This is a genomic window from Nocardioides jishulii (assembly GCF_006007965.1).
Classification (GTDB): Bacteria; Actinomycetota; Actinomycetes; order Propionibacteriales; family Nocardioidaceae; genus Nocardioides; species Nocardioides jishulii.
In genome coordinates this window covers 1074503-1096323 of the sequence record NZ_CP040748.1, presented here as the reverse complement: position 1 = coordinate 1096323, position 21821 = coordinate 1074503, and the positions used below count along the sequence as shown (strand labels likewise).

The following is a 21821-nucleotide window of genomic DNA, read 5'->3' as shown; positions in this document are numbered from 1 at the left end:
GATTCGGTCCAGCGGGGACCTCAGGACGTGACGGCGCCCTTGCTGGCCGACTGCACGAGCTTGGAGTACTTGCCCAGGACGCCGTGGGTGAACTTAGGCGGCTTGGGCTCCCAGCCCTGCTTGCGGGCCTCGAGCTCGTCGGCGTCGACGTGGAGCTCCAGGGTGCGGTTCGGGATGTCCAGGGTGATCTGGTCGCCGTCCCGGACGAACGCGATCGGACCACCGTGCGACGCCTCGGGGGCGACGTGGCCGATGCAGGGACCGGTCGTGCCGCCGGAGAAGCGTCCGTCGGTGATGAGCAGGGTGTCCTTGCCCAGGCCGGCACCCTTGATCGCGCCGGTGATGGCCAGCATCTCGCGCATGCCCGGACCACCGGAGGGCCCCTCGTAACGGATGATCACGGCGTCGCCGGAGACGATCCGGCCCTCGGCCAGGGCGTCCAGGGCCTCGCGCTCGCGGTCGAAGACCCGGGCGGTGGCCGTGACGACCTCGGCGTCGAAGCCGGCCGACTTGATCACGGCGCCCTCGGGAGCCAGCGTGCCCTCCAGGACGGTGATGCCGCCGGTCTTGTGGATCGGCTGGGAGACGGCGTGGATGACGGAGCCGTCGACGCTCTTCGGGTTGAGGGCCTCGAGGTTCTCCGCCATGGTCTTGCCGGTCACCGTGAGCACGTCGCCGTGCATGAGGCCCGCGTCGAGCAGCGCCTTCATGACGACCGGGATGCCGCCGATCTTGTCGACGTCGGTCATCACGTACTTGCCGAAGGGCTTCATGTCCGCGAGGTGCGGGACCTTGTCGCCGATCCGGTTGAAGTCGGCGAGCTCGAGGTCGACGTCCGCCTCGCGGGCGATCGCCAGCAGGTGCAGGACCGCGTTGGTCGAGCCGCCGAGCGCCATGGTGATCGCGATGGCGTTCTCGAAGGCCTCACGCGTCATGATCTGGCGCGCGGTGATGCCGTGCTTGAGCAGGTTGACGACAGCCTCGCCGGAGCGGTGGGCGAAGCCGTCGCGGCGACGGTCGACGGCCGGCGGCGCGGCCGAGCCGGGCAGGCTCATGCCGAGCGCCTCACCGATGGAGGCCATCGTGTTGGCGGTGTACATGCCGCCGCAGGCGCCCTCGCCGGGGCAGATCGCCTTCTCGACGCGCTTGACCTCGTCCTCGGTGATCTTGCCGGCCAGGCAGGCACCGACGGCCTCGAAGGCGTCGATGATGGTGACGTCCTTGCCGTCCACGTTGCCCGGCATCGTGGAGCCGGCGTAGAGGAAGACGCTGGAGAGGTCGAGGCGGGCCGCGGCCATCAGCATGCCGGGCAGCGACTTGTCGCAGCCGGCCAGCAGCACCGAGCCGTCGAGGCGCTCGGCGCTCATGACGACCTCGACGGAGTCGGCGATGACCTCGCGCGAGACCAGCGAGTAGTGCATGCCGTCGTGGCCCATCGAGATGCCGTCGGAGACGGAGATGGTGCCGAACTCCAGCGGGAAGCCGCCGGCGGCGTGCACGCCGTTCTTCACGGCCTTCGCGAGCCGGTCGAGCGAGAGGTTGCAGGGGGTGATCTCGTTCCACGACGACGCCACGCCGATCTGCGGCTTGGCAAAGTCGTCGTCACCCATGCCGACTGCGCGGAGCATGCCGCGGGCGGCGGCCTTCTCGATGCCGTCCGTGACGTCGCGGGACCGGGGCTTGATGTCGGGGGCGTCGCTCATGGGAGCGATGGTAGTCCGCGCGCGCGCGGACCCCCGGCCCGGTGCCCACCCCCTCGTGGGCAGTGGGCACCGGACCGCCGGTTCAGCGCCAGCCGAGCCCGGGGGCGACCTGGGTGATCAGCGACTCCAGGAGGTGGGCGTTGTAGTCGACGCCGAGCTGGTTGGGCACGGTCAGCAGCACGGTGTCGGCGAGCTGGAGCGCCTCGTCCTGGGCGAGCTGCTCGACGAGCACGTCGGGCTCCGCGGCGTACGAGCGCCCGAAGACCGCCCGCAGCTGCGGCTCGATCTGCCCGACCTGGTCACGGCTGTTGGCGTCACCGCCGAAGTAGGCCCGATCGAGGTCGGTGGTGATCGGCATGATCGAGCGGCTCACCGAGACCCGCGGCTCCCAGTCGTGGCCCGCGGCGGCCCACTCCTCACGGAAGGCCTCGATCTGGCGGCGCTGCTGCACGTGGAAGGGCTCGCCGGTCTCGTCGGCCACCAGCGTGGAGCTCATCAGGTTCATCCCCATGCGCGCGGTCCAGCGGACCGTCGCCTCCGAGGCGGCACCCCACCAGATGCGCTCGCGCAGGCCGGGCGAGTGCGGCTCGACCCGGAGCAGGCCGGGCGGGTTGGGGAACATCGGCCGCGGGTTGGGCTGGGCGAACCCCTCCCCCTTGAGCACCTCGAGGAAGACCTCCGTGTGGCGACGCGCCATCGCGGCGTGGTCCTCCCCCTCGGCGGGGGCGTAGCCGAAGTAGCGCCAGCCGTCGACGACCTGCTCCGGTGATCCCCGGCTGATGCCGAGCTGGAGCCGGCCACCCGAGATCAGGTCGGCGGCTCCGGCGTCCTCCGCCATGTACATGGGGTTCTCGTAGCGCATGTCGATGACGCCCGTGCCGATCTCGATGCGCTCGGTCTTCGCCCCGATCGCCGCGAGCAGCGGGAAGGGCGAGGCGAGCTGCCGGGCGAAGTGGTGCACCCGGAAGTAGGCACCGTCACCTCCCAGCTCCTCGGTCGCGACCGCGAGGTCGATCGACTGGAGCAGGGTGTCGGCGGCAGAGCGCACCTGCGAGTGCGGCGAGTCGGACCAGTGTCCGAAGTTGAGGAATCCCAGCTTCTTCATGACTGGTTCAACCATCAATCACTGGGTTCATTCCCGGAGGACCTCACGTTCGTCGCGACCTCACGCCCCGTGGTCCGCTGGGCGACCATGCGCTCCTCCAGCCGCCACGTGCGGGCCTCGTCGTCGGAGTACTCCCCCAGCCAGACGAAACGCTCCTGCGTGATCTCGGTGAAGCGCCAGCGCAGCAGCGGCGGCTCCTCGAGGCTCACCAGGTGGATCTCGCCGCCGACCTCGCGACCGATGAACGTCCGGACCCATCCGTTGACGGGCTCGACCCACGTGGAGCGCCACGCGCCGATCTGCGGATCGAAGAAACGGATCGTGGATCCGCAGAACCCGTGACCGGGCTGCGGCGGGCTCGTGGACGGGACCGTCCAGACGTCCTGGACCGCCCGTCCTCCCAGGACCGGGCCGAAGACCAGGCGTCCACGCACCCCGGTGGGGGCGTCGGGGTCGCCCGGTCGGCTCCAGGCGAGGTCCCAGGCTCCGATGAACTGGGCGAAGGTGGCCAGCTCCGGGGCCAGAGGCCCGTGGGCGTGCAGCTCGGTCTCCAGCGACGTCGCGTGGTCCGCCTGCGACCCGGTGCTCGCCATGGCGTCAGTCGCGCGTACGCCGGCGGAAGGCGCCCAGGGCCAGCGGCGCCAGCACGACGGTCAACCCGAAGCACCAGATCACCGTCGAGAGCACCGGGTGCTGCAGCGGGAGGGCGGCGTCCGGGCCGGCCGGGGCAGTGTTGCCCCAGAGCTCGCGCACCCCCTGGACCAGTGAGGAGATCGGGTTCCACTCCGCGAAGACTCGCAGGACCTCCGGCATCCGCTCGGTCGGCGCGAAGGCGTTGGAGAGGAACGTCAGCGGAAACATCACGGTGAACATGACGCCGTTGACCGCCTCCACCGAACGCATCGTCGACCCGACCAGGATGCCGATCCAGATCATCGCGAAGGCCCACAGCACGAGCAGTCCGTAGGCAAGCACGGCGTCGAGGAACGACCCTCGGATCCGCCACCCGACCACGAGACCCGTCAGGCTCATGACCACGATGCCGAGCGAGGAGTGCACGAGGCTCGACAGGCTGCGACCCACCAGCACCGCGGCCAGGTGGATCGGCAGCGAGCGCATCCGGTCGACGATGCCCTTGTCGATGTCGGCGGTCAGGCCCACGGCGACGATGAAGGAGGCGAAGGCCATCGTCTGGCCCATGATCCCGCCCAACAGCCACTCGCGGTAGCCGTCGGCGGCGCCCTGGACGGCGATGGCTCCCCCGAACACGTAGGCGAAGAGCAGCACGAACATCACGGGTTGGAGCGTGACGTCGAGCAGCATCTCCGGCATCCGTCGGATGTGGATCAGGTTGCGGCGCGTGATCGCCCACGACTGTCGGACCAGTGAGGTGGGCCGGATGGTCGGCCGTTCGAGGGTGCGCGTCTGTGTCTGCGTCTGGGCCGTCATCGTCGTGCCTCCACGTGCGTCTCTTCCTCGGTCCGTCCGTCCTGGCCACCCATTCCGTCCTGGTCAGCCCGGTCGCCGAGCTCGTCCTCGGCGCGGCGGCCGGTCAGGTGCAGGAAGACGTCGTCGAGGCTCGGACGTTGCAGGCCGAGGTCGTCGAGCTCGATGCCGCTGTGCTCGAAGGCGGCCGCGACCGCGGTCACGTCACCCAGGCCCTGGGCCGGAGACGTCAACCGACGCGAGGCCTGCTCGACGTGCACCTCGCTCCCCACCGTGCGCAGCACCTGCTCGGCGTGCGCCAGGTCCTCGGCGCGCGAGACGGTGACGACCAGCGCCGCGCGACCGGAGGCGTCCTTGAGCTGGAGCGGAGTCCCCTGGGCGATGATCCCGCCGTGGTCGATCACCACGATCTCGTCGGCCAGCTGATCGGCCTCCTCGAGGTACTGCGTCGTCAGCAGCAACGTGGTCCCGTCGTCGACCAGGCCCCGCAGCACGTCCCACAGCTCCACGCGGCTACGAGGGTCGAGCCCGGTGGTGGGCTCGTCGAGGAAGAGGACCGGCGGGGTGGCCACCAGGCTCACCGCCAGGTCGAGGCGTCGGCGCATGCCACCGGAGTAGGTCTTCACGACGCGCCGCGCGGCGTCGGAGAGCGAGAAGCGCTCGAGGAGATCGGCCGAGATCCGGCGTACGGTCGCCCTGTCGAGCCCGTACAGCCGCCCGACGAGCTCGATGTTCTCCGTGCCGGTGAGCAGCTCGTCGACGGTCGCGGTCTGGCCCGTCAGGCCCATCGACCGGCGTACCCCGTCCGGATCGGCGACCACGTCGTGACCGGCGACCCTGGCCGTGCCACTCGTGGGCCTGGTCAGGGTGGTCATCATCCGCACGGTGGTCGTCTTGCCGGCACCGTTGGGCCCCAGGAGCCCCATCACGGTGCCGCGCGGCACGCTGAAGCTGACCCCGTCCACGGCCACGGTCTCGCCGTAGTGCTTGACCAGGTCGATGGCCTCGATCGCCGGCTCGTCGGTCCTCGGACTCGTCATCTCTCTCCCCATTCACCAGGGGCACGTCCGCCCGCCAGCGTCGCACCCGATCAACCACCGTACGCCTGCAGGGTGACCGTGGAAACACGTTTTTTCGGCGCCTTCACGGGCGTCCGACGAAAGGGCCGCAGGGGCTTCGCAGGCCCTCGGATCGTTCACACAGATGTCACACGAGCGTGACTCGTGCGACGCGAGCCGTTCCTAGTGTTCTTCGTGGGCTCCCTGCAAGGGCCGCCCCGGTCCCCCGGCCACAACGACGTGAGCGGGAGGCCGGGGCGTTTGCATGTCCGGGGCCCTTCAGGCGCCGTCGCTACGCTGATCTCACGTCGAATTCGGGAGGTCACCGTGCGCAGGTCCCCACGTCGTCTCTCCGCGGTCATCGCGGTCGGCCTGGTCGCGCCGCTGCTGGCGGCGTGCGGCGACTCGGGGTCGAGCGATCCCGACGCCTCGCCCACGCCCTCGCCGTCCCCGTCCGACTCGCCCACCGGCTCAGCCTCCGGCTCACCCTCCGAGTCACCGACAGCGGACGGCGAGCCACGCGTACGCGGTGCGGTCGCCGACGACCTGCGGGTGCCGTGGGGCATCTCCTTCCTCTCCGACGGCTCGGCGCTGGTCACCGAGCGCGACACCTGGAAGGTGCTGCACCTGACGAAGCAGGGCGAGGGCCGGTCGTGGTCCACCACCGACCTCGGCGTGGTCAGCACGGACCCCGGTCAGGGCCCGAGCGTCGAAGGAGGGCTGCTCGGCATCGCGACGTCGACCGAGGCCGGGGTCGAGCGGGTCTTCGTCTACGTCACCACCGCCGACGACAACCGGGTCCTGGCCACGACCTTCGACGGCGAGCGACTGGGCTCGTGGAAGCCGGTGCTCACCGGGATCCCCCGGGCGGACTTCCACGACGGAGGCCGGATCGCCTTCGGCCCCGACGGCTTCCTCTACGTCTCCACCGGCGACGCCGGCACTCCCGACCTCGCCCAGGACGAGAAGTCGCTGGCCGGCAAGATCCTGCGCATCACCGCTGAGGGCCGTCCCGCACCGGGCAACCCCTTCGGCGACTCCCCCGTCTACTCCATCGGCCACCGCAACGTGCAGGGTCTCGCCTGGGACGACGAGGGCCAGCTCTACGCCAGCGAGTTCGGGGCCAGCTCCTTCGACGAGCTCAACCGGATCCAGGCGGGCGCCAACTACGGCTGGCCGCGTGTCGAGGGCTTCGCCGACGGCGGCAACACCCGCGGCCTCACCGACCCTGTCGCGGTCTGGAGCACCGACGAGGCCTCACCCTCGGGCCTGGCCTGGGCCGACGGTTCGTTCTGGCTCGGTGCCCTGCGTGGGGAACGGCTGTGGCAGGTGACGATCGACGGCGACGAGGTCGACAGCACCGCCCACTTCGTCGGGACGTACGGCCGGATGCGCACCGTCGTCGCTGCCGATGACGACGGCCTGTGGGTCACGACGTCGAACCACGACGGGCGGGGCGACCCGGCCGCGCGCGACGACCGGATCCTGCGCGTACGCCCCTGAGGTCCCGCCCGCTCAGGGCGCGGCGACCCGGACGACCGTGGCCCGACGGGCGGCGCGACGCAGCGTCGACAGCACGGCCGGTCCCACCACGGCGATGGCGACGGCGTTGGTGACCGCCCGCCCGGTGTCCCAGCCGCCGGTCGAGGTGACCAGCGTGTAGAGCCCGAAGCGCTGGAGGTTCTCCAGGAGCGGGGCACCGGAGACGAAGGAGAGCTCGGTCGCCTCGTAGCCGGGCACCTGGATGCCCAGGGCCAGCGGCCAGCCCCACAGGTTCATCAGCAGCCCGTAGGCGTAGGCGGCGAAGACCCCGTAGGCCACCAGCAGCGCGATCTCGCGGCGCCCCTGGGCCCGCGGCAACAACCCGGCGCCCATGCCGACCCAGCCGGCGACCAGCATCTGGAAGGGCAACCACGGGCCGACGCCCGCGGTGAAGAGCGCGGAGACGAAGAGCGAGGTGCATCCCAGCACGAAGCCGAACGCCGGCCCGAAGACTCGTCCGGCCAGCACCATCAGGAAGAAGATCAACTCGACTCCCGCCACGCCCGCGCCCAGTCCACGCAGCACGCCGTTGATCGCCGAGAGCAGGCCGAGGATCGCCAGCGTGCGGGCGTCCATCCCGCCCTCGGTCATCTCGGCAAGCACCATCACCAGCAGCAGGGGCATCAGGGCGATGAAGAGGAAGGGCGGGTCGACGCGTGTCCCGTCGGCGGGGGCGTCGAGCAGCAAGGGCCAGCCGAGCATCATCAGGCCGACCACCGAGACCAGGACCAGCACGAGAGCCGAGCGCGGACCGATCCGCATCCGGGGGTCGGTGACGGGCGCCGGGGCCGTCGAGGTCTCCGTCGCGCCGCTCACGCCGGGCTTCCCTGCAACGCCTTCTCCACCTCGGAGACCTTGAGCCACGGCGGCCCGAGCACCTTGGTGACCTGCGGGGCGTACGCCGGCGACTCCGCCACGACCTGACGGGTCGGTCCCGACGAGACGACCTCACCCTCGGCCAGCACCACGACCCGGTCACAGGTGAGCGCGACGAACTCGACGTCGTGGGTGGCCACGAGCACGGCGTGCCCCTCGTCCGCGAGCTCGCGCAGGATGGCCGACAACGCCTCCTTGCCCGGGTAGTCCAGGCCACGGGTGGGCTCGTCGAGCAGCAGGACGCGGGGTCGGGTGGTGAGGACCACGGCGACGGCGAGCGCCAGCTTCTGCCCCTCGGAGAGGTCGCGCGGATGGCTCACCGGGTCGATGCCGGGCACGAGCCGGTCGAGCAGGGCGCGGCAGGTCCCGGGGTCGGCCCCCGCAGCGACGTCGGCGGCCTCGCACTCGTCGTGGACGCTCTCCAGGTAGAGCAGGTCCGCGGCGCTCTGGGGCACCATCCCGGTGAGCGTGCGGCGCTCCTCGCGAGCCACGGCGTGCGGGTCGCGTCCCGCGTTGAGCACCGTCCCGTTCGTCCTCGCCAGACGCCCCTGGAGCGTCCACAGCAGCGTGGACTTCCCCGAGCCGTTGCGCCCCATCAGCGCGGTGACCTGTCCCGGGTGCAGGGCCAGGTCGACCCCGTCGAGCACCCGGGTGGTGCGGTGGGCCACCGCCAACCCGCGCGCCTCCAGCACCGGGCTCCCCGTGGGGGCGGGCCGGTCGGCCGGGCACGTCGACGGCGCGCCGAGGGCCTCGCCCAGGGGCGTACGCAGCGTGGCTGCGCGCCGACGCGCCTCACGGACCGTCAGCGGCAGCGGGCTCCACCCGACCGAGCGGCCCAGGTCGACCAGCGGCGGGGCGATCGGCGAGCGCTCGAGCACCACCTGCGGGACGTCCACCTCGATGGTGCCGTCACCGCGCATGAGGACCATCCGGTCGGCGAAGGGGACGACACGTTCGAGGCGGTGCTCGGCCAGCAGCACCGAGACGCCGAGGTCGTGCACCAGCCGGGTGAGGGTGGCCAGCACCTCCTCGGCGGCGGTGGGGTCGAGCGCCGAGGTGGGCTCGTCGAGGACGAGCAGCCGAGGGTGCATGGTCAGCACGGAGCCGATGGCCACGCGCTGCTGCTGGCCACCCGACAGGGTGCGCAGGTCGCGGTGACGCAGGTCGGCGATGCCCAGCAGGTCGAGGGTCTCCTCGACCCGGCGCCGCATGGTGGCCGCCGGCAGGCCCAGCTGCTCCATCGCGTAGGCCAGCTCCTCCTCGACCGTGTCGGTGACGAACCAGGCCGCCGGATTCTGACCGACGAAGCCGATGCGTCCGGCACGCTCCCGGGCGGGCTGGTGGAGGATGCTCTCGCCCTCCCACGTGACGTCGCCGCGCAGCACCCCGCCGGAGTAGGTGGGCACGAGTCCCGTGACGACCCCGAGCAGCGTCGACTTCCCGGCCCCGGTGGGACCGGCGAGCAGGACGAGCTCGCCCTCCTCGATCTCCAGGTCCACGCCAGCCAGCACGGGCTGGTCGTCGTAGCCGAACTCGATGCCTCGCAGCGCGATCACGACGGTCCTTCCTCTCTGACGGGGCGGGTGGGTGGGGTCGGCGTCGATCTGCTCGCAACGGTGAGCGGTGGTGGCGCCGCCAGCAGGGGCACCAGGGCGACCAAGGGAGCCAGCAGCGCGGTCAGGGTGAGCGCGGGGAGGTCCACCACGCCCGGGTGGGCCACCGTCATCGTGTCGGACGCGACCCACCACACGCCGAGGGCCGCGGCGACGCCGCTCAGGGCGATCACGACCTCGGGCGGCTGCCACCGGTCGGGGCGGTAGCGGGTGCGACGGACGCGGCGCCCGGCGCTGGCCATCCCGGCGACGGCGCAGACGGCGCCGAGGGCGAGCATCGGCAGCCCCAGCCAGCGCGGGGTGGTCCGGTCGAGGAAGCCGTAGACCCCCACGCAGGTCCCGACGAGGGCGGCGACCATCAGGGAGCCGGTGACCAGGCGCGTACGACGGTCGAGGTCGCCGGAGCGCCCGTAGCCGCGGGCGTCCATCCCGGCGGCGAGGCCGAGCGAACGGTCGAAGGCGTCCTCCAGCACGGGCACGAGCAGGCGGCGAAGTCCGCGGATCCGTCCCTCCACCCCACCGCGCAGCTCCTGGGCGTGCCGGACCCGTCGGGCGCTGTCGACGAGCTGCGGGAGCACGGAGACGGCCACCACGAGCGCGCTGCCGATCTCGTACAGCGCAGGCGGCAGGTTCTTGAGCAACCGCTTGGGGTTGGCGAGCGCGTTGGCGCCGCCGAAGGCGAGGAGGATCGCGGCGAGCTGGAGGCCGTCGTAGAGCCCGGCGAGCACCTGCTCCCGGGTCACCGGGCCGAGCAGCTGGACGCCGGCGGCCCACTGCGGGAGCGGGATCGTCGGCAGGTGGAGCCAGACGTGGCCCTGGTCGGTGCCGCCGAGCAGCACGCGGAAGAAGACCCGGATCACGACGGTGATCGCGGCGAGCCAGAGGTAGAGCTTGAACGAGCGCGCCCACGTGCCGTCGCCGCGGCAGCTCACCACGACCAGCCAGGTCACCGCGATGAGCAGCACCAGGATCCACGGGTTCGTGGTGTTGGACGCCGCCGCCGCGACGCCCCCTGCCCACGTCCACCACGCCACCGGGTGCAGCTCACGAGGAGACCGCACCCGCCGGGTGGGAACGTGGGTGGGGGCGTCGGCGACGACGGTCATGTCGCTCAGACCTGACGACGGCGGACGAGGACGACGGCGACGACGGCGCCCACCAGCACGAGCACGACCACGGCTGGGACCCAGGCGGGCAGCCCGTCGACCTCCTCGGCCGAGAAGGTGACCGTGTCCTCGGGGCCGGCCGTGATCTGGTCGGCTGCCGGGAGCTCGGGGTCGACCGAGAAGGTCTCCCCCGGGGTGGGTTCGTCGGCGTCCGGGGAGGCGCTGTCGGTGGGCGACGCAGAGCCGGAGGCCGCAGGCGTGGGCGCACCGGAGGCGTTGTCCCCAGCTGTCCCGGGTGCGGCCGAGGGCGCGGAGGTCGGGGCGGGTGCAGGGTTGCTGCCACCGCCCTTCTTCCCGGGACCCGGCTTCGGTGCGGGCGACTTCTCCGGAGCAGGCTTCTTCGTCGGCGCGGTCCGGGTCACCGGCACGGTCGACGGCGGCTGGCTCTTGCCGCTCCCCTGGTGCCAGGCGAAGGCCAGGTAGGCGCCGTCGGGGACCTTGAGGGCGTCCACGCCCGCGGAGGAGTAGACCCACGAACCGCCCTGGCCGTCGGCCCACCACAGGCTCCAGTAGCGGTCGGAGGGTGCTGCGTCCACGCACGGGTCGTCGGCCGGCAGGCCGTTGACCCGGCAGACGAAGCCCGGCGACTTGGTCGCGGTGCTGAGCGTGTAGCCGGCCGCGGAGAAGACCCCACGGGCCCGCCCACCCTCGGTCGCGCACCCTGCGGTGACCCCTCCCCCGAGCTCGGCGAAGTCGACGACGACGGTGACCCCCGAGGAGCCGCTGCAGGCGGCCGCCTGGGCGGGCGCAGGGGCGAGCAGGCCGATGCCCGCCGCCGCACCCACGAGGAGTGCGGCGACGGACCCGGCGAGACGCCTCCGGGCGGAGGTCGAGCTCATCGCACCTGGACCTTCGCGGTGCCGGTGCGGGTGGCGTACTGCCCCTGGACGCTCACCTTGGCGACGCCCTTGGCCTTGCCAACCTTGATCGTGCGGGTCAGCACGCCCTTGGCGTTGGCGGTGCCGGAGGCGACCTTCTTGCCTCGGAGCTTGATCGTGACCTTCTCACCGGCGGCCAGACCCTTGACGGTCACCTTGACCTTCGCGTTGCGCGTGACCTGCTTCTTGGCGAGGGCGACCTTGAGCTTCTTCTTGCCCAGCACCTTGGTGCCGCCGGCCTGCTGGACCGACTCGGTCGCGGTGCGCAGCGTGGGGCGGACCGTGCCGGCCTTCACCGTCGCCGTCACCGTCAGCTTCCCGGCGCCGACCACCTGACGCGGGGCACCCAGCCCCGTGACGCAGGCGCGCTCGCCGGCGGCGAGGCCGCGGACGGTGACCTTGAGCTTCGTGCCCGCCTTGGCGAACTTCGGCGTACGCAGGCTGGCTCCCTCGGCGCTGGTGGTCGCCGGGGCGGACGCCAGACCGGCCAGGCCCTGGGCCCCGGACATGACCCACTGCAGGCGGTCGAGCGGGTCGGTGATGCCGTCCTTGCGGCCGGTGGCGAGGGTGGCGTCGTCGTACGCGATCGCACCGGTCTCGGGGGCGAGCTTGCCGTCGCAGGCGCCGATCACCTGACGAGCGCGCAGCCAGGTCGCGCCCTTCGTCGCCCGCGCCTTGTCTCCGAGCGCGGCGAGAGCGGCGCCGGTGAGGCCGGTGCTGTTGGCGTTGGTGCCGTTCTGGCTGCTGCCGAAACCACCGTCAGCCGTCTGCTGGGCGGCCAGCCAGGCCTTGGCGTCGGCGAGCGCTGCCGTGACGTCGGCGTCCGGGGCGTCGATGGCGGCCAGCTGCAGCGTCACCAGCGCGGTCACGTCCGGACCGTCGACGTCGACCGTGCCGGCGGCGCCGTCACAGGACTGGTCGGTGGCTGCCTTGTCCTTGGTGAAGTCGAGGCGGAAGAACCCGGCGTCGCACTGCTGGAGCAGCAGGAAGTCGGTGGCCTCGTCGGCCAACGAGGAACCGGCCCGGGTCAGCGACCGGGCAGCGAACGCCTGACCGATGGTGTTGGCGTAGTCGTCGAACCACTCGGTGGGCGTCGGGTCGAGGTCCTGAAGACGACCGGTCGACGGGCCGGCGGTGATGACGGTCTCCTCGACCTGCGCCAGGAGGTCGACGCCACCGAAGGTACGCGGGTCACGGCCCTCGCTGGTGGCCAGGGCGAGCGCCTTGGCCGACGAGCCGGAGTAGGTCGCGTCTCCGTCGGTGGTGTAGTCCGCGATCGTCGCGGCGACGGCGTCGGTCAGCTGCGCGACCTCGGCGTCACGGCCACCCGCGGCGTCGAGCGAGAACGCCAGGTCGACGGTGCTTCCGTGGTCGACGAACGTCTTCGTGCTTCCGTCGATGTCCGTGTAGGCCCCGGTGAGCAGACCGTCGGCGTTGAGGTTGCCGAGCATCCAGTCGCCGGCGAGCTGCGCCGGTGTCGGGTCGCTGGCAGCCTGTGCCGGGACGTGGCCGAGGCCGGTGACGACGAGGGCGGTGGCCGCGACGAACGCGGCTCGGGTGCGCGTGCTGCGCAACATGAGTGTCCTTCCCGCTGCACCAGCGGGACCACTCCAACGGAGTCGAACCCGCTGTTTTCCACGACAGCGTTGTGTTCGGACGCGTCGTCACAGGCGTTCCGGCTCGCACGGATTGCTCCGTGCCTACGGTTGCGGGTCAGCGCCGGACTTGGACCGGCTTTCCCCGTGACGGGCGTAAGAGGTGCCACGACTGGTGTCGCGACCGGCTCACTGTACCTCCGAAAGTGCCCGTGCGAGGAGTCGGCCGACTGTGCGGTCGACCACGCGCGGCGCGTGATTCAGGCACAACGCAAACTGCGGAGTTGATGGGGGCGACACCGGGGTGTCGCGCCATCAACTCCGCAGTTTCAGCGTGGGTGCGCGGGGCGTACGCCGTGGGTCAGGAGAGCTTCTCGATGATCAGCTCGCGCACGCGGCCGGCGTCGGCCTGTCCGCGCATCTCCTTCATCACCGCGCCGATGAGGGCACCGGCTGCGGCCACCTTGCCGTCGCGGATCTTGTCGGCCACGTCGGGGTTGGCCTCGATCGCCTTGTCGACGGCCGCCGAGAGCGCGCCGTCGTCGGAGACCACGGCCAGGCCGCGCTTCTCGACGACCTCCTCGGGCGTGCCCTCACCGGCGATGACGCCCTCGATGACCTGGCGAGCCAGCTTGTCGTTGATCGTCTTCGCGTCGACGAGCGCCTGGATCTTCGCCACGTCGGCCGGGGTGATCCCCAGCTCGGTGATCTCGACGCCGGTCTCGTTGGAGCGACGGGCCATCTCGCCGAGCCACCACTTGCGCGCGGCCTGCGGGGCCGCGCCCTGGGCGATGGTCTCCTCGACCAGGCCGAACGCACCGGCACCGATCGTGTCGCGCATCTCCAGGTCGGTGAAGCCCCACTCGGCCTGCAGGCGGGCCCGCTTGACGGTCGGGTTCTCGGGCAGGGTGGCGCGCAGCTCCTCGACCCACTCCCGCGTCGGCGCCACCGGCACCAGGTCGGGCTCGGGGAAGTAGCGGTAGTCCTCGGCGTCGGACTTCTCGCGACCCGACGTGGTGACGCCGGTGTCCTCGTGCCAGTGCCGGGTCTCCTGCAGGATGCTGCCGCCGCCCGCGAGGATCGCGCCGTGACGGCGCATCTCGTAGCGCACCGCCCGCTCGACCGATCGCAGGGAGTTGACGTTCTTCGTCTCCGTGCGGGTGCCGAGCTTCTCGGTGCCCTTGGGGGCGAGCGAGAGGTTGACGTCGGCGCGGATCGAGCCCTGGTCCATGCGGGCGTCGGAGACGCCGAGCGCGAGGATCAGCTCGCGCAGCTGGGCGACGTACGCCCGGGCGACGGCCGGGGCCTTCGCGCCGGCGCCGACGATGGGCTTGGTGACGATCTCGATGAGCGGGATGCCGGCGCGGTTGTAGTCGACCAGCGAGTAGTCGGCACCGTGGATGCGGCCGGTGGCGCCACCGACGTGCAGCGACTTGCCGGTGTCCTCCTCCATGTGGGCGCGCTCGATCTCGACGCGGAAGTTCTCCGGCTCGCCGTCGTCACCCTCGATGGTGACGTCCATGAAGCCCTCGAAGGCGATCGGCTCGTCGTACTGCGAGGTCTGGAAGTTCTTCGGCATGTCCGGGTAGAAATAGTTCTTCCGGGCGAAGCGGCACCACTCGGCGATCTCGCAGTTGAGGGCGAGGCCGATGCGGATGGCGGCCTCGACGGCCTTGGCGTTGACCACGGGCATCGCGCCGGGCAGGCCCAGGCAGGTCGGGCAGACCTGGGTGTTCGGCTCGGCGCCGAACTCCGTGGGGCAGCCGCAGAACATCTTGGTGTTCGTGTTGAGCTCGACGTGGACCTCGAGGCCCAGCGCCGGGTCGTAGGTGGCCAGGACCTTGTCGAGGTCCATCAGCTTCGCGGCGGTACCGGTGGCGCTCATGCCTGCACCCCTTCCAGCTCGGGGGCGCGGTCGAGCAACGGACCGCCCCAGTTCTTCTCCAGCGCAGCCTCGAGGGCAGCGCCGACGCGGTAGAGACGTACGTCCTCGGTCGCCGGGGCGAGGATCTGGAAGCCCGACGGCAGCCCGTCCTCGTCGGCCAGACCGTTGGGCAGGCTGATGCCCGGCACGCCGGCCAGGTTGGCGGGGATGGTCGCGAGGTCGTTGAGGTACATCGCGATCGGGTCGTCGAGCTTCTCGCCCAGCTTGAAGGCGGTGGTCGGCGAGGTCGGGCTGACCAGGACGTCGACCTGCTCGAAGGCGGCCTCGAAGTCGCGCGTGATGAGCGTGCGCACCTTCTGGGCCTGGCCGTAGTAGGCCTCGTAGTAGCCGCTGGAGAGGGCGTACGTCCCGATGATGATGCGGCGCTTGACCTCGTCACCGAAGCCGGCGTCGCGGGAGGCCCGCATGACGTCCTCGGCACTCGGGTCACCCTCGGGGGTGACCCGCACGCCGTAGCGCATGGCGTCGAACTTGGCGAGGTTGGAGGACGCCTCGCTCGGCATCAGCAGGTAGTAGGTCGCCAGCGCGTGCACGAAGCTCGGGCACGAGACCTCGACGACCTCGGCACCAGCCGCGCGCAGCAGGTCGAGCGACTCGTTGAAGCGGGCCAGCACGCCGGCCTGGTAGCCGTCGCCGTGCAGCTCGGTGATGACACCGACCTTGAGGCCGGTGAGGTCACCGGCGGCACCCTCACGGGCGGCGTCGGCGAACGCCGGGACGGGGGCGTCGATCGAGGTGGAGTCGAGCGGGTCGTGCCCGCCGATCAGCTCGTGCAGCAGCGCGGAGTCCAGGACCGTACGGGTCACCGGACCGACCTGGTCGAGCGAGTTGGCCATGGCCACGAGGCCGTAGCGCGAGACACCGCCGTAGGTGGGCTTGACGCCGACCGAGCCGGTCACCGCGGCCGGCTGGCGGATCGAGCCACCGGTGTCGGTGCCGATCGCGAGCGGCGCCTCGAAGGCGGAGACGGCCGCGGCCGAGCCGCCGCCGGAGCCGCCGGGGATGCGGGTCTGGTCCCACGGGTTGCGGGTGGGGCCGTAGGCCGAGTGCTCGGTGGAGGAACCCATCGCGAACTCGTCCATGTTGGTCTTGCCGAGGATCGGGAGGCCCGCCGCCTTCAGCTTCTTCACCACGGTCGCGTCGTAGGGCGGGATCCAGCCCTCGAGGATCTTCGAGGCGACGGTCGTCGGGACGCCCTCGGTGGCGAGCACGTCCTTGACCGCGATCGGCACGCCGTCGAGGTAGGAGGCGGGGGCGCCGGCGGCGCGGCGCTCGTCGGAGGCCTTCGCCTGGGCGAGGGCGCCCTCGGCGTCGACGTGGAGGAAGGCGTGGACGCCGGCGTCGGCGTCGCCGTCGACGGCTGCGATGCGGTCGAGGTGGGCCTGGGTCAGCTCGACGCTGGTCACCTCACCGGCGGCCAGGGCCTGCGCCAGCTCGTCGGCGGTCTTGCGGGTCCAGTTGGTCACTGCTCGTCTCCCAGGATGCGCGGAACCATGAATCGCTGCTGCGCGCTCGCCGGGGCGGCGGCGAGCGCCTGCTCGGCGCTCAGCCCCGGGCGTACGACGTCCTCACGGAAGACGTTGGTCAGCGGCAGCGGGTGCGAGGTGGGCGGCACGTCGGCGCTCGCCACCTCGCTCAGCGAGGCGACCGACTCGAGGATCACGTTCAGCTGAGGAGCGAGGTGGTCGAGTTCGGCGTCGGAGAGGTCGATCCTGGCCAGGTCGGCCAGGTGCGCGACCTCGTCGCGGGTGATCTCGGGCAATGGTTTTCCTTACCTGGCGAATCGAGGGATCCATCGTCCGTCGAAGGACGGACGAGGTCACGCCCCATCCTAGGGACTCCACGCCCACTCCCCCGGCGTGGGACCCACACGTAGGCTCGACACTCCGACACGAGCGGGACACGAGGGGAACGAGAGGGAGACGATGAGCCGCACCAGACCCGCCCGTCAGCCGCTGGAGCGACGGCATCGCATGCTCGCCGCAGGCGTGGCGCTGGCGTTCGTGGCCCTCGTCGCTGGCTGCTCGTCGACCGACGACGGGGGCGAGAAGTCCGGCGGACGGACGGCCACCACCGACGTGCCCACGCGCTACGTCGCGCTCGGCGACTCGTTCACCGCCGCTCCCTTCGTCCCCAACGCCGTCGAGGCGCTGGGGTGCTACCGCTCGACCGGCAACTACCCCTCCCTGGTGGCCAGGGGTCTGCGGGATGCGGCCGGCAACGGACCGGCGACCGAGCTGGTCGACGTGAGCTGCTCGGCGGCGGACACCACCCACATGACGAAGCCCCAGACCACGGTGCTCCAGCAGCGGGTCCCGCCCCAGTTCGAGGCCCTGACCCCGGAGACCGACCTGGTCACGATTGGCATCGGCGGCAACGACTTCAACGTCTTCGCCACCTTGACCGGCCGCTGCCCGCAGCTCGCCGACCGCGACCCGAAGGGGGCACCGTGCCGCGAGTCCCTGCAGCGGGGCGGTCGTGACGTGCTGACGGAGGCGGTCGGACGTACGCAGAAGCGGGTGCGCACGGTCATCGAGGAGGTCCGCGAGCGCAGCCCCGAGGCCAGGATCCTGCTGGTCAACTATCCGCAACTCACGCCGAAGAAGGGCTGCGACAACCTCATGCTGGCGCGCGGGGACAACGCGTACGCCCGTGAGGTCGCCGAGCGCCTCGACCAGGCGCTGCGCCGGGCGGCCGAGGCCACCGACGCCGAGCTGGTCGACCTGTGGAGCGCCAGCGAGGGTCACGACATCTGCTCCGACGACCCGTGGGTCAACGGCCCGGAGACCGACTTCTCCCGGGCGCTGCAGTTCCATCCGTTCGCGGAGGGCCAGCAGGCAGCAGCGGATCTGGTGCTGGAGAAGTTGCGCTCCTGAGGGCCAGCCTCAGTCGCCCAGCCCCGCCGGCCCTTCGGCGAGCAGCTTCTCGAACTGCGCCTCGTCCAGCATGCGCACGCCCAGCTGCTCGGCCTTCTCGGCCTTGGAGCCGGCGTTGTCGCCCACCACGACGTAGTCGGTCTTCTTCGACACCGACCCCGAAGCCTTGCCGCCGCGAGTGATGATCGCTTCCTTGACCGAGTCGCGGGTGAAGTTGACCAAGGAGCCGGTCGCGACGACGGTCAGCCCCTCCAGCGTGCGGGGCACCGACTCGTCGCGCTCGTCGGCCATGGTGACGCCGGCAGCGGCCCACTTGTCCACGATGCCGGTGTGCCACTCCCCCTCCGGCCCGTCGAACCACTCGCGCACGGAGGCGGCGATGATCCCGCCGACACCCTCGGTCTGGGCGAGCGTCTCCTCGTCGGCCGTGCGGACCGCCTCCATCGTGCCGAACTCGGTGGCCAGCGCGCGGGCGGCCGTCGGGCCGACGTGGCGGATCGAGAGGGCGACGAGCACCCGCCACAGCGGCGCCTTGGTCCGCACCTGGAGGTTGTCGAGGAGCTTGCGGCCGTTGGCGGTGAGCTGGCGGCCCTCCTCCCCCTTCTTCGGCGCCCGGGTGAAGAGTTCGGTGCGCAGGAGGTCGTCCTCGCTCAGGGCGAAGACGTCGCCCTCGTCGGTGAGGACGCCGGCGTCGAGCAGGGCGCGGGCGGCTTCGTAGCCGAGCCCTTCGATGTCGAAGGCGCCGCGGGATCCGACGTGGAAGACGCGCTCCATCAGCTGGGCGGGGCAGGAGCGGTGGTTGGGGCAGCGTCGGTCCTTGTCACCGGCCTTCTGCTCGACCAGCTCGGTGCCGCAGGCTGGGCAGTGCGTCGGCGGCACCCACTCGGGCAGACCCTCCGGACGCAGCTCGGGGACCGCGCCGAGGATCTCGGGGATCACGTCGCCGGCCTTGCGCAGGATCACGGTGTCGCCGGGGCGTACGTCCTTGCGCTTCACCTCGTAGAAGTTGTGCAGCGTGGCCATCTCGACCGTGGATCCGGCCACCTTGGTGGGCTCCATCCGGCCGAAGGGCGTGACGCGGCCGGTGCGGCCGGTGTTGACCTCGATGCCCAGGAGCTTGGCGTGGACCTCCTCGGGCGGATACTTCCACGCGATCGCCCAGCGCGGCGCCCGGCTGGTGGAGCCGAGCCGACGCTGGGAGGCGACCTCGTCAACCTTCACCACGACGCCGTCGATCTCGTGCTCGACCTCGTGGCGCCGCTCGCCGTGGTCGACGATGAAGGCCCGCACGTCGTCGAGGTTGTTGAAGACCTTCACACGACTCGAGGTGGGCAGCCCCCACGCGGCCATGGCTTCGTAGGCCTGGGACTGCGTGACCGGGTCGAACCCCTCGCGGGCCCCGATGCCGTGGCAGACCATGTCGAGGTCGCGGGTGGCGGTGACCCGCGGGTCCTTCTGGCGCAGGGAGCCGGCGGCGGCGTTGCGGGGGTTGGCGAAGGCGGGCTTGCCGGCGTCGAGCATCGCGGCGTTGAGCCGCTCGAAGGCCTCGACCGGCAGGAAGATCTCGCCGCGCACCTCGATGCGACGTGGCACCGGGAACTCCTCGGTGGGCGTGAGCCGGTGCGGGATGGAGGCGATGGTGCGCACGTTGGGGGTGACGTCCTCGCCGGTCCGGCCGTCCCCGCGGGTGAGGGCGCGCACGAGGCGCCCGTCCTCGTACAGCAGGTTGATGGCGAGGCCGTCGACCTTGAGCTCGCAGAGCAGGGCCGGGGAGGTGATGCCGTCGCGCAGGATGCGCTCGTACCAGCTCGTGAGCTCCTCGGGCGTGAAGGCGTTGTCGAGCGACTCCATGCGCTGGAGGTGGTCGACCGGGGTGAACTCGGTCGAGACCGCTCCCCCCACCTTCTGCGTCGGGGAGTCGGGCGTACGCAGCTCGGGGAACTCCTCCTCCAGCGCCTCCAGCTCGCGCATCCGGGCGTCGAAGTCGGCGTCGGAGAGGGTGGGGCGGTCCTGCACGTAGTAGCGGAAGCGCGCCTCGTCGACCTCCTGGGCCAGGACCAGGTGGCGCTCACGCGCCTCGGGGGTCGCCGCCTTGACCTCGTCACCACTCATGGGTCCATCCTGCCTGTCGCCCCCGACACTTCTCGACCTCACCTCGCCGCTCACCGTCGCCGCCAGTGTTTCCTGCACAACATGTCCCACCTAACGGCTTCACGTGTCGGCACGACGGCCTAGCATGCAGTGGGCCGCACTCGGCCCTCTCCACCTTTCCCCGAGGACAACGATGAGCAACTCCCTCCCCGACGCAGCCGCCAGCGGGCCGGCTGCGTCCCCGTCCGGCGCCTCCGCCGCTGGCGTGAGCCTGCGCAAGGCCCTGGTCCTGATCTCCGTCGTCCAGCTGATGCTGGTGCTCGACGCGACCATCACCAACATCGCGCTGCCGCACGTCGCGCGCGACCTGGACCTCAGCCAGGCAGCACTGACGTGGATGGTCACCGCGTACGCCCTGACCTTCGGTGGTCTGCTCATTCTCGGTGGTCGCCTCGGCGACATGCTCGGACGACGCCGCACGTTCACCATCGGCCTGATCATCTTCGGCACGGCGTCGCTGCTCGGCGGTTTCGCGACCGAGGGTTGGATGCTGCTCTTCGCGCGCGGCCTGCAGGGTGTCGGCGCCGCACTGGCCTCGCCCGCCGCGCTGGCCCTGATCACCACCAACTTCCCGGCCGGCCCCCCGCGCAACAAGGCGATGGGCATCTACGCCGGCATGTCCGGCATCGGTGCCGCGATGGGTCTGCTGGTGGGCGGTTGGCTCACCGGCATCGACTCGATCTTCGGCATGGAGGTCACCGGCTGGCGCCTGACCCTGCTGATCAACGCCCCGATCGGCTTCATCGCCGCCCTGCTGGCCCCGCGCTGGCTGGCCGAGTCGGCGCGCAACCGCAACCCGCTCGACATCCCGGGCGCGCTGACCGGCACGCTGGGCATGTTCGCGCTGGTCTACGGCCTGACCAAGGCGGGCGACGCGGACGGCGGCTGGACGCACCCGCAGACGATCATCTTCGGCCTGCTCGGCATCGCCCTGATCGTGCTCTTCCTGGTCATCGAGAAGCGCGTCGAGCACCCGCTGCTCCCGCTGCGCATCATCAAGGACCGCACCCGGGGCACCTCGTTCGCCGCGATGCTCTTCGCCTCGATGGCGATGATGTCGATGTTCTACTTCAACGGTCAGTTCGTGCAGCGCATCGTCGGCTTCGAGCCTTTCAACGCCGGACTGGCGTTCCTGCCGTTCTCGATGTCGGTCATGGTCGGCACCATCGCCGCCTCGCAGCTGGTCGCGCGCTTCTCGATCCGTTGGATCACCGGCGCCGGCACCCTGCTCGCCGCGGGTGGTCTCTACGGCTTCTCGCGCTACGAGGTCGACGACTCCCCCGCCCATGCCGTGGCTCGTACGCTCGCCGGCGAGGGTGTCGGTGGCGACTCGTTCACCTACCTCACCGACCTCTTCCCGTTCCTGGCCCTGATGGGTCTGGGCATGGGTCTGGTCTTCGTGCCGATGACGCTCACCGCGATCCACAACATCCGGGCCGAGGACCAGGGCGTCGGCTCGTCGGTGCTCAACACCGTCACCCAGATCGGTGGCGCGTTCGGCCTGGGCCTGCTCAGCACCGTGTCACTGCACTTCATCAACGACCGCTCCGATGCGGTGATCGGTGAGGTACGCGGCCTGCTCGAGGCCTCGGGCGTCGACCCCGACATGGTGGTGCCGGGCGCCGGTCAGACCATGCTCGACACGGTCCTCTTCCAGACCTCGTTCACCGAGGGCGCGACCGCTGCCTTCATGGCCGCTGCCGGCCTGATGATCCTGGCCTCGATCGTGATGGTCTCGTTCATGCGCGTGCAGCCCGCGGAGCTCGGCCAGGTGCGCAAGCAGCGCGGCGGCGGCGAGCCGACCGAGGCTGCGGAGACCGCTGCGGTCTGACCTGCACTTTGAGCGAGAGGCCCCGGGCGTCAGCTC

Annotated in this window: 17 protein-coding genes and 1 riboswitch; of the genes, 3 read left to right on the top strand and 14 right to left on the bottom strand. The window is 71.3% G+C overall.

The features are described from left to right. Positions 1-20: 20 nt before the first annotated feature. The 5 genes from ilvD to FCL41_RS05150 form a co-directional block, all read right to left on the bottom strand. Positions 21-1703, bottom strand: a complete 1683-nt coding sequence (gene ilvD / locus FCL41_RS05170; RefSeq protein ID WP_137066383.1) for a dihydroxy-acid dehydratase — start codon at positions 1701-1703, stop codon at positions 21-23. 82 nt (positions 1704-1785) lie between these two features. After that, positions 1786-2808 carry an LLM class flavin-dependent oxidoreductase gene (locus FCL41_RS05165; protein ID WP_137066381.1) on the bottom strand — a complete coding sequence of 341 codons (1023 nt, stop codon included), beginning with the start codon at positions 2806-2808 and terminating at the stop codon, positions 1786-1788. Between the two features lie 14 nt (positions 2809-2822). Then, entirely contained in the window at positions 2823-3401 is a 579-nt protein-coding gene (locus FCL41_RS05160; protein WP_212723162.1) for a hypothetical protein, read from the bottom strand. 4 nt (positions 3402-3405) lie between these two features. Continuing rightward, positions 3406-4257, bottom strand: a complete 852-nt coding sequence (locus tag FCL41_RS05155) for an ABC transporter permease (protein ID WP_137066379.1) — start codon at positions 4255-4257, stop codon at positions 3406-3408. Beyond that, positions 4254-5294 carry an ATP-binding cassette domain-containing protein gene (locus tag FCL41_RS05150; RefSeq protein WP_137066377.1) on the bottom strand — a complete coding sequence of 347 codons (1041 nt, stop codon included), beginning with the start codon at positions 5292-5294 and terminating at the stop codon, positions 4254-4256. Before FCL41_RS05150 ends, FCL41_RS05155 begins: the two co-directional genes overlap by 4 nt. Before the next feature lie 345 nt (positions 5295-5639). Here FCL41_RS05150 and FCL41_RS05145 point away from each other — a divergent pair, with 345 nt between their 5' ends. Then, positions 5640-6815, top strand: a complete 1176-nt coding sequence (locus tag FCL41_RS05145; protein ID WP_212723161.1) for a PQQ-dependent sugar dehydrogenase — start codon at positions 5640-5642, stop codon at positions 6813-6815. A gap of 12 nt (positions 6816-6827) precedes the next feature. On the opposite strand, the gene FCL41_RS05140 is transcribed toward FCL41_RS05145, so the two are convergent. The 8 genes from FCL41_RS05140 to gatC all read right to left on the bottom strand — a co-directional run bounded on the left by FCL41_RS05140 (position 6828) and on the right by gatC (position 16689). Beyond that, the gene (locus tag FCL41_RS05140; RefSeq protein WP_239021788.1) at positions 6828-7670 is read right to left on the bottom strand and encodes an ECF transporter S component; all 843 of its coding nucleotides are present in this window, start codon (positions 7668-7670) and stop codon (positions 6828-6830) included. Beyond that, on the bottom strand, positions 7667-9286 hold the full coding sequence (locus tag FCL41_RS05135) for an ABC transporter ATP-binding protein (RefSeq protein WP_137066375.1): 1620 nt from the start codon (positions 9284-9286) through the stop codon (positions 7667-7669). The genes FCL41_RS05140 and FCL41_RS05135 overlap by 4 nt, the downstream gene beginning before the upstream one ends. Continuing rightward, complete coding sequence (locus FCL41_RS05130) at positions 9283-10449, bottom strand: energy-coupling factor transporter transmembrane component T (protein ID WP_137066373.1); 1167 nt, start codon at positions 10447-10449, stop codon at positions 9283-9285. Before FCL41_RS05130 ends, FCL41_RS05135 begins: the two co-directional genes overlap by 4 nt. Positions 10450-10454: 5 nt before the next feature. After that, on the bottom strand, positions 10455-11348 hold the full coding sequence (locus tag FCL41_RS05125; protein ID WP_137066371.1) for a hypothetical protein: 894 nt from the start codon (positions 11346-11348) through the stop codon (positions 10455-10457). Next, positions 11345-12964 carry a prenyltransferase/squalene oxidase repeat-containing protein gene (locus FCL41_RS05120; protein WP_137066369.1) on the bottom strand — a complete coding sequence of 540 codons (1620 nt, stop codon included), beginning with the start codon at positions 12962-12964 and terminating at the stop codon, positions 11345-11347. Before FCL41_RS05120 ends, FCL41_RS05125 begins: the two co-directional genes overlap by 4 nt. 4 nt (positions 12965-12968) lie before the next feature. Next, positions 12969-13174, bottom strand: a riboswitch (cobalamin riboswitch). A 169-nt stretch (positions 13175-13343) separates the two neighbouring features. Continuing rightward, positions 13344-14867: an Asp-tRNA(Asn)/Glu-tRNA(Gln) amidotransferase subunit GatB gene (gatB, locus tag FCL41_RS05115; RefSeq protein ID WP_137066367.1), complete on the bottom strand. Its 1524-nt coding sequence runs from the start codon at positions 14865-14867 to the stop codon at positions 13344-13346. Then, a complete protein-coding gene (gatA, locus tag FCL41_RS05110; RefSeq protein ID WP_137066365.1) occupies positions 14864-16393 on the bottom strand; it encodes an Asp-tRNA(Asn)/Glu-tRNA(Gln) amidotransferase subunit GatA in 1530 nt (509 codons plus the stop codon). The genes gatB and gatA overlap by 4 nt, the downstream gene beginning before the upstream one ends. Beyond that, entirely contained in the window at positions 16390-16689 is a 300-nt protein-coding gene (gene gatC, locus FCL41_RS05105; protein WP_137066363.1) for an Asp-tRNA(Asn)/Glu-tRNA(Gln) amidotransferase subunit GatC, read from the bottom strand. The genes gatA and gatC overlap by 4 nt, the downstream gene beginning before the upstream one ends. 163 nt (positions 16690-16852) lie before the next feature. On the opposite strand from gatC, the gene FCL41_RS05100 reads away from it, so the two are divergent. Beyond that, complete coding sequence (locus tag FCL41_RS05100; protein ID WP_137066361.1) at positions 16853-17803, top strand: SGNH/GDSL hydrolase family protein; 951 nt, start codon at positions 16853-16855, stop codon at positions 17801-17803. Between the two features lie 9 nt (positions 17804-17812). Here the strand turns inward: FCL41_RS05100 and ligA are convergent, their stop codons facing one another. Then, positions 17813-19915 carry an NAD-dependent DNA ligase LigA gene (gene ligA, locus FCL41_RS05095; RefSeq protein ID WP_137066359.1) on the bottom strand — a complete coding sequence of 701 codons (2103 nt, stop codon included), beginning with the start codon at positions 19913-19915 and terminating at the stop codon, positions 17813-17815. A 172-nt stretch (positions 19916-20087) separates the two neighbouring features. On the opposite strand from ligA, the gene FCL41_RS05090 reads away from it, so the two are divergent. Beyond that, complete coding sequence (locus FCL41_RS05090; RefSeq protein ID WP_170970288.1) at positions 20088-21785, top strand: MFS transporter; 1698 nt, start codon at positions 20088-20090, stop codon at positions 21783-21785. Positions 21786-21821 lie beyond the last annotated feature (36 nt).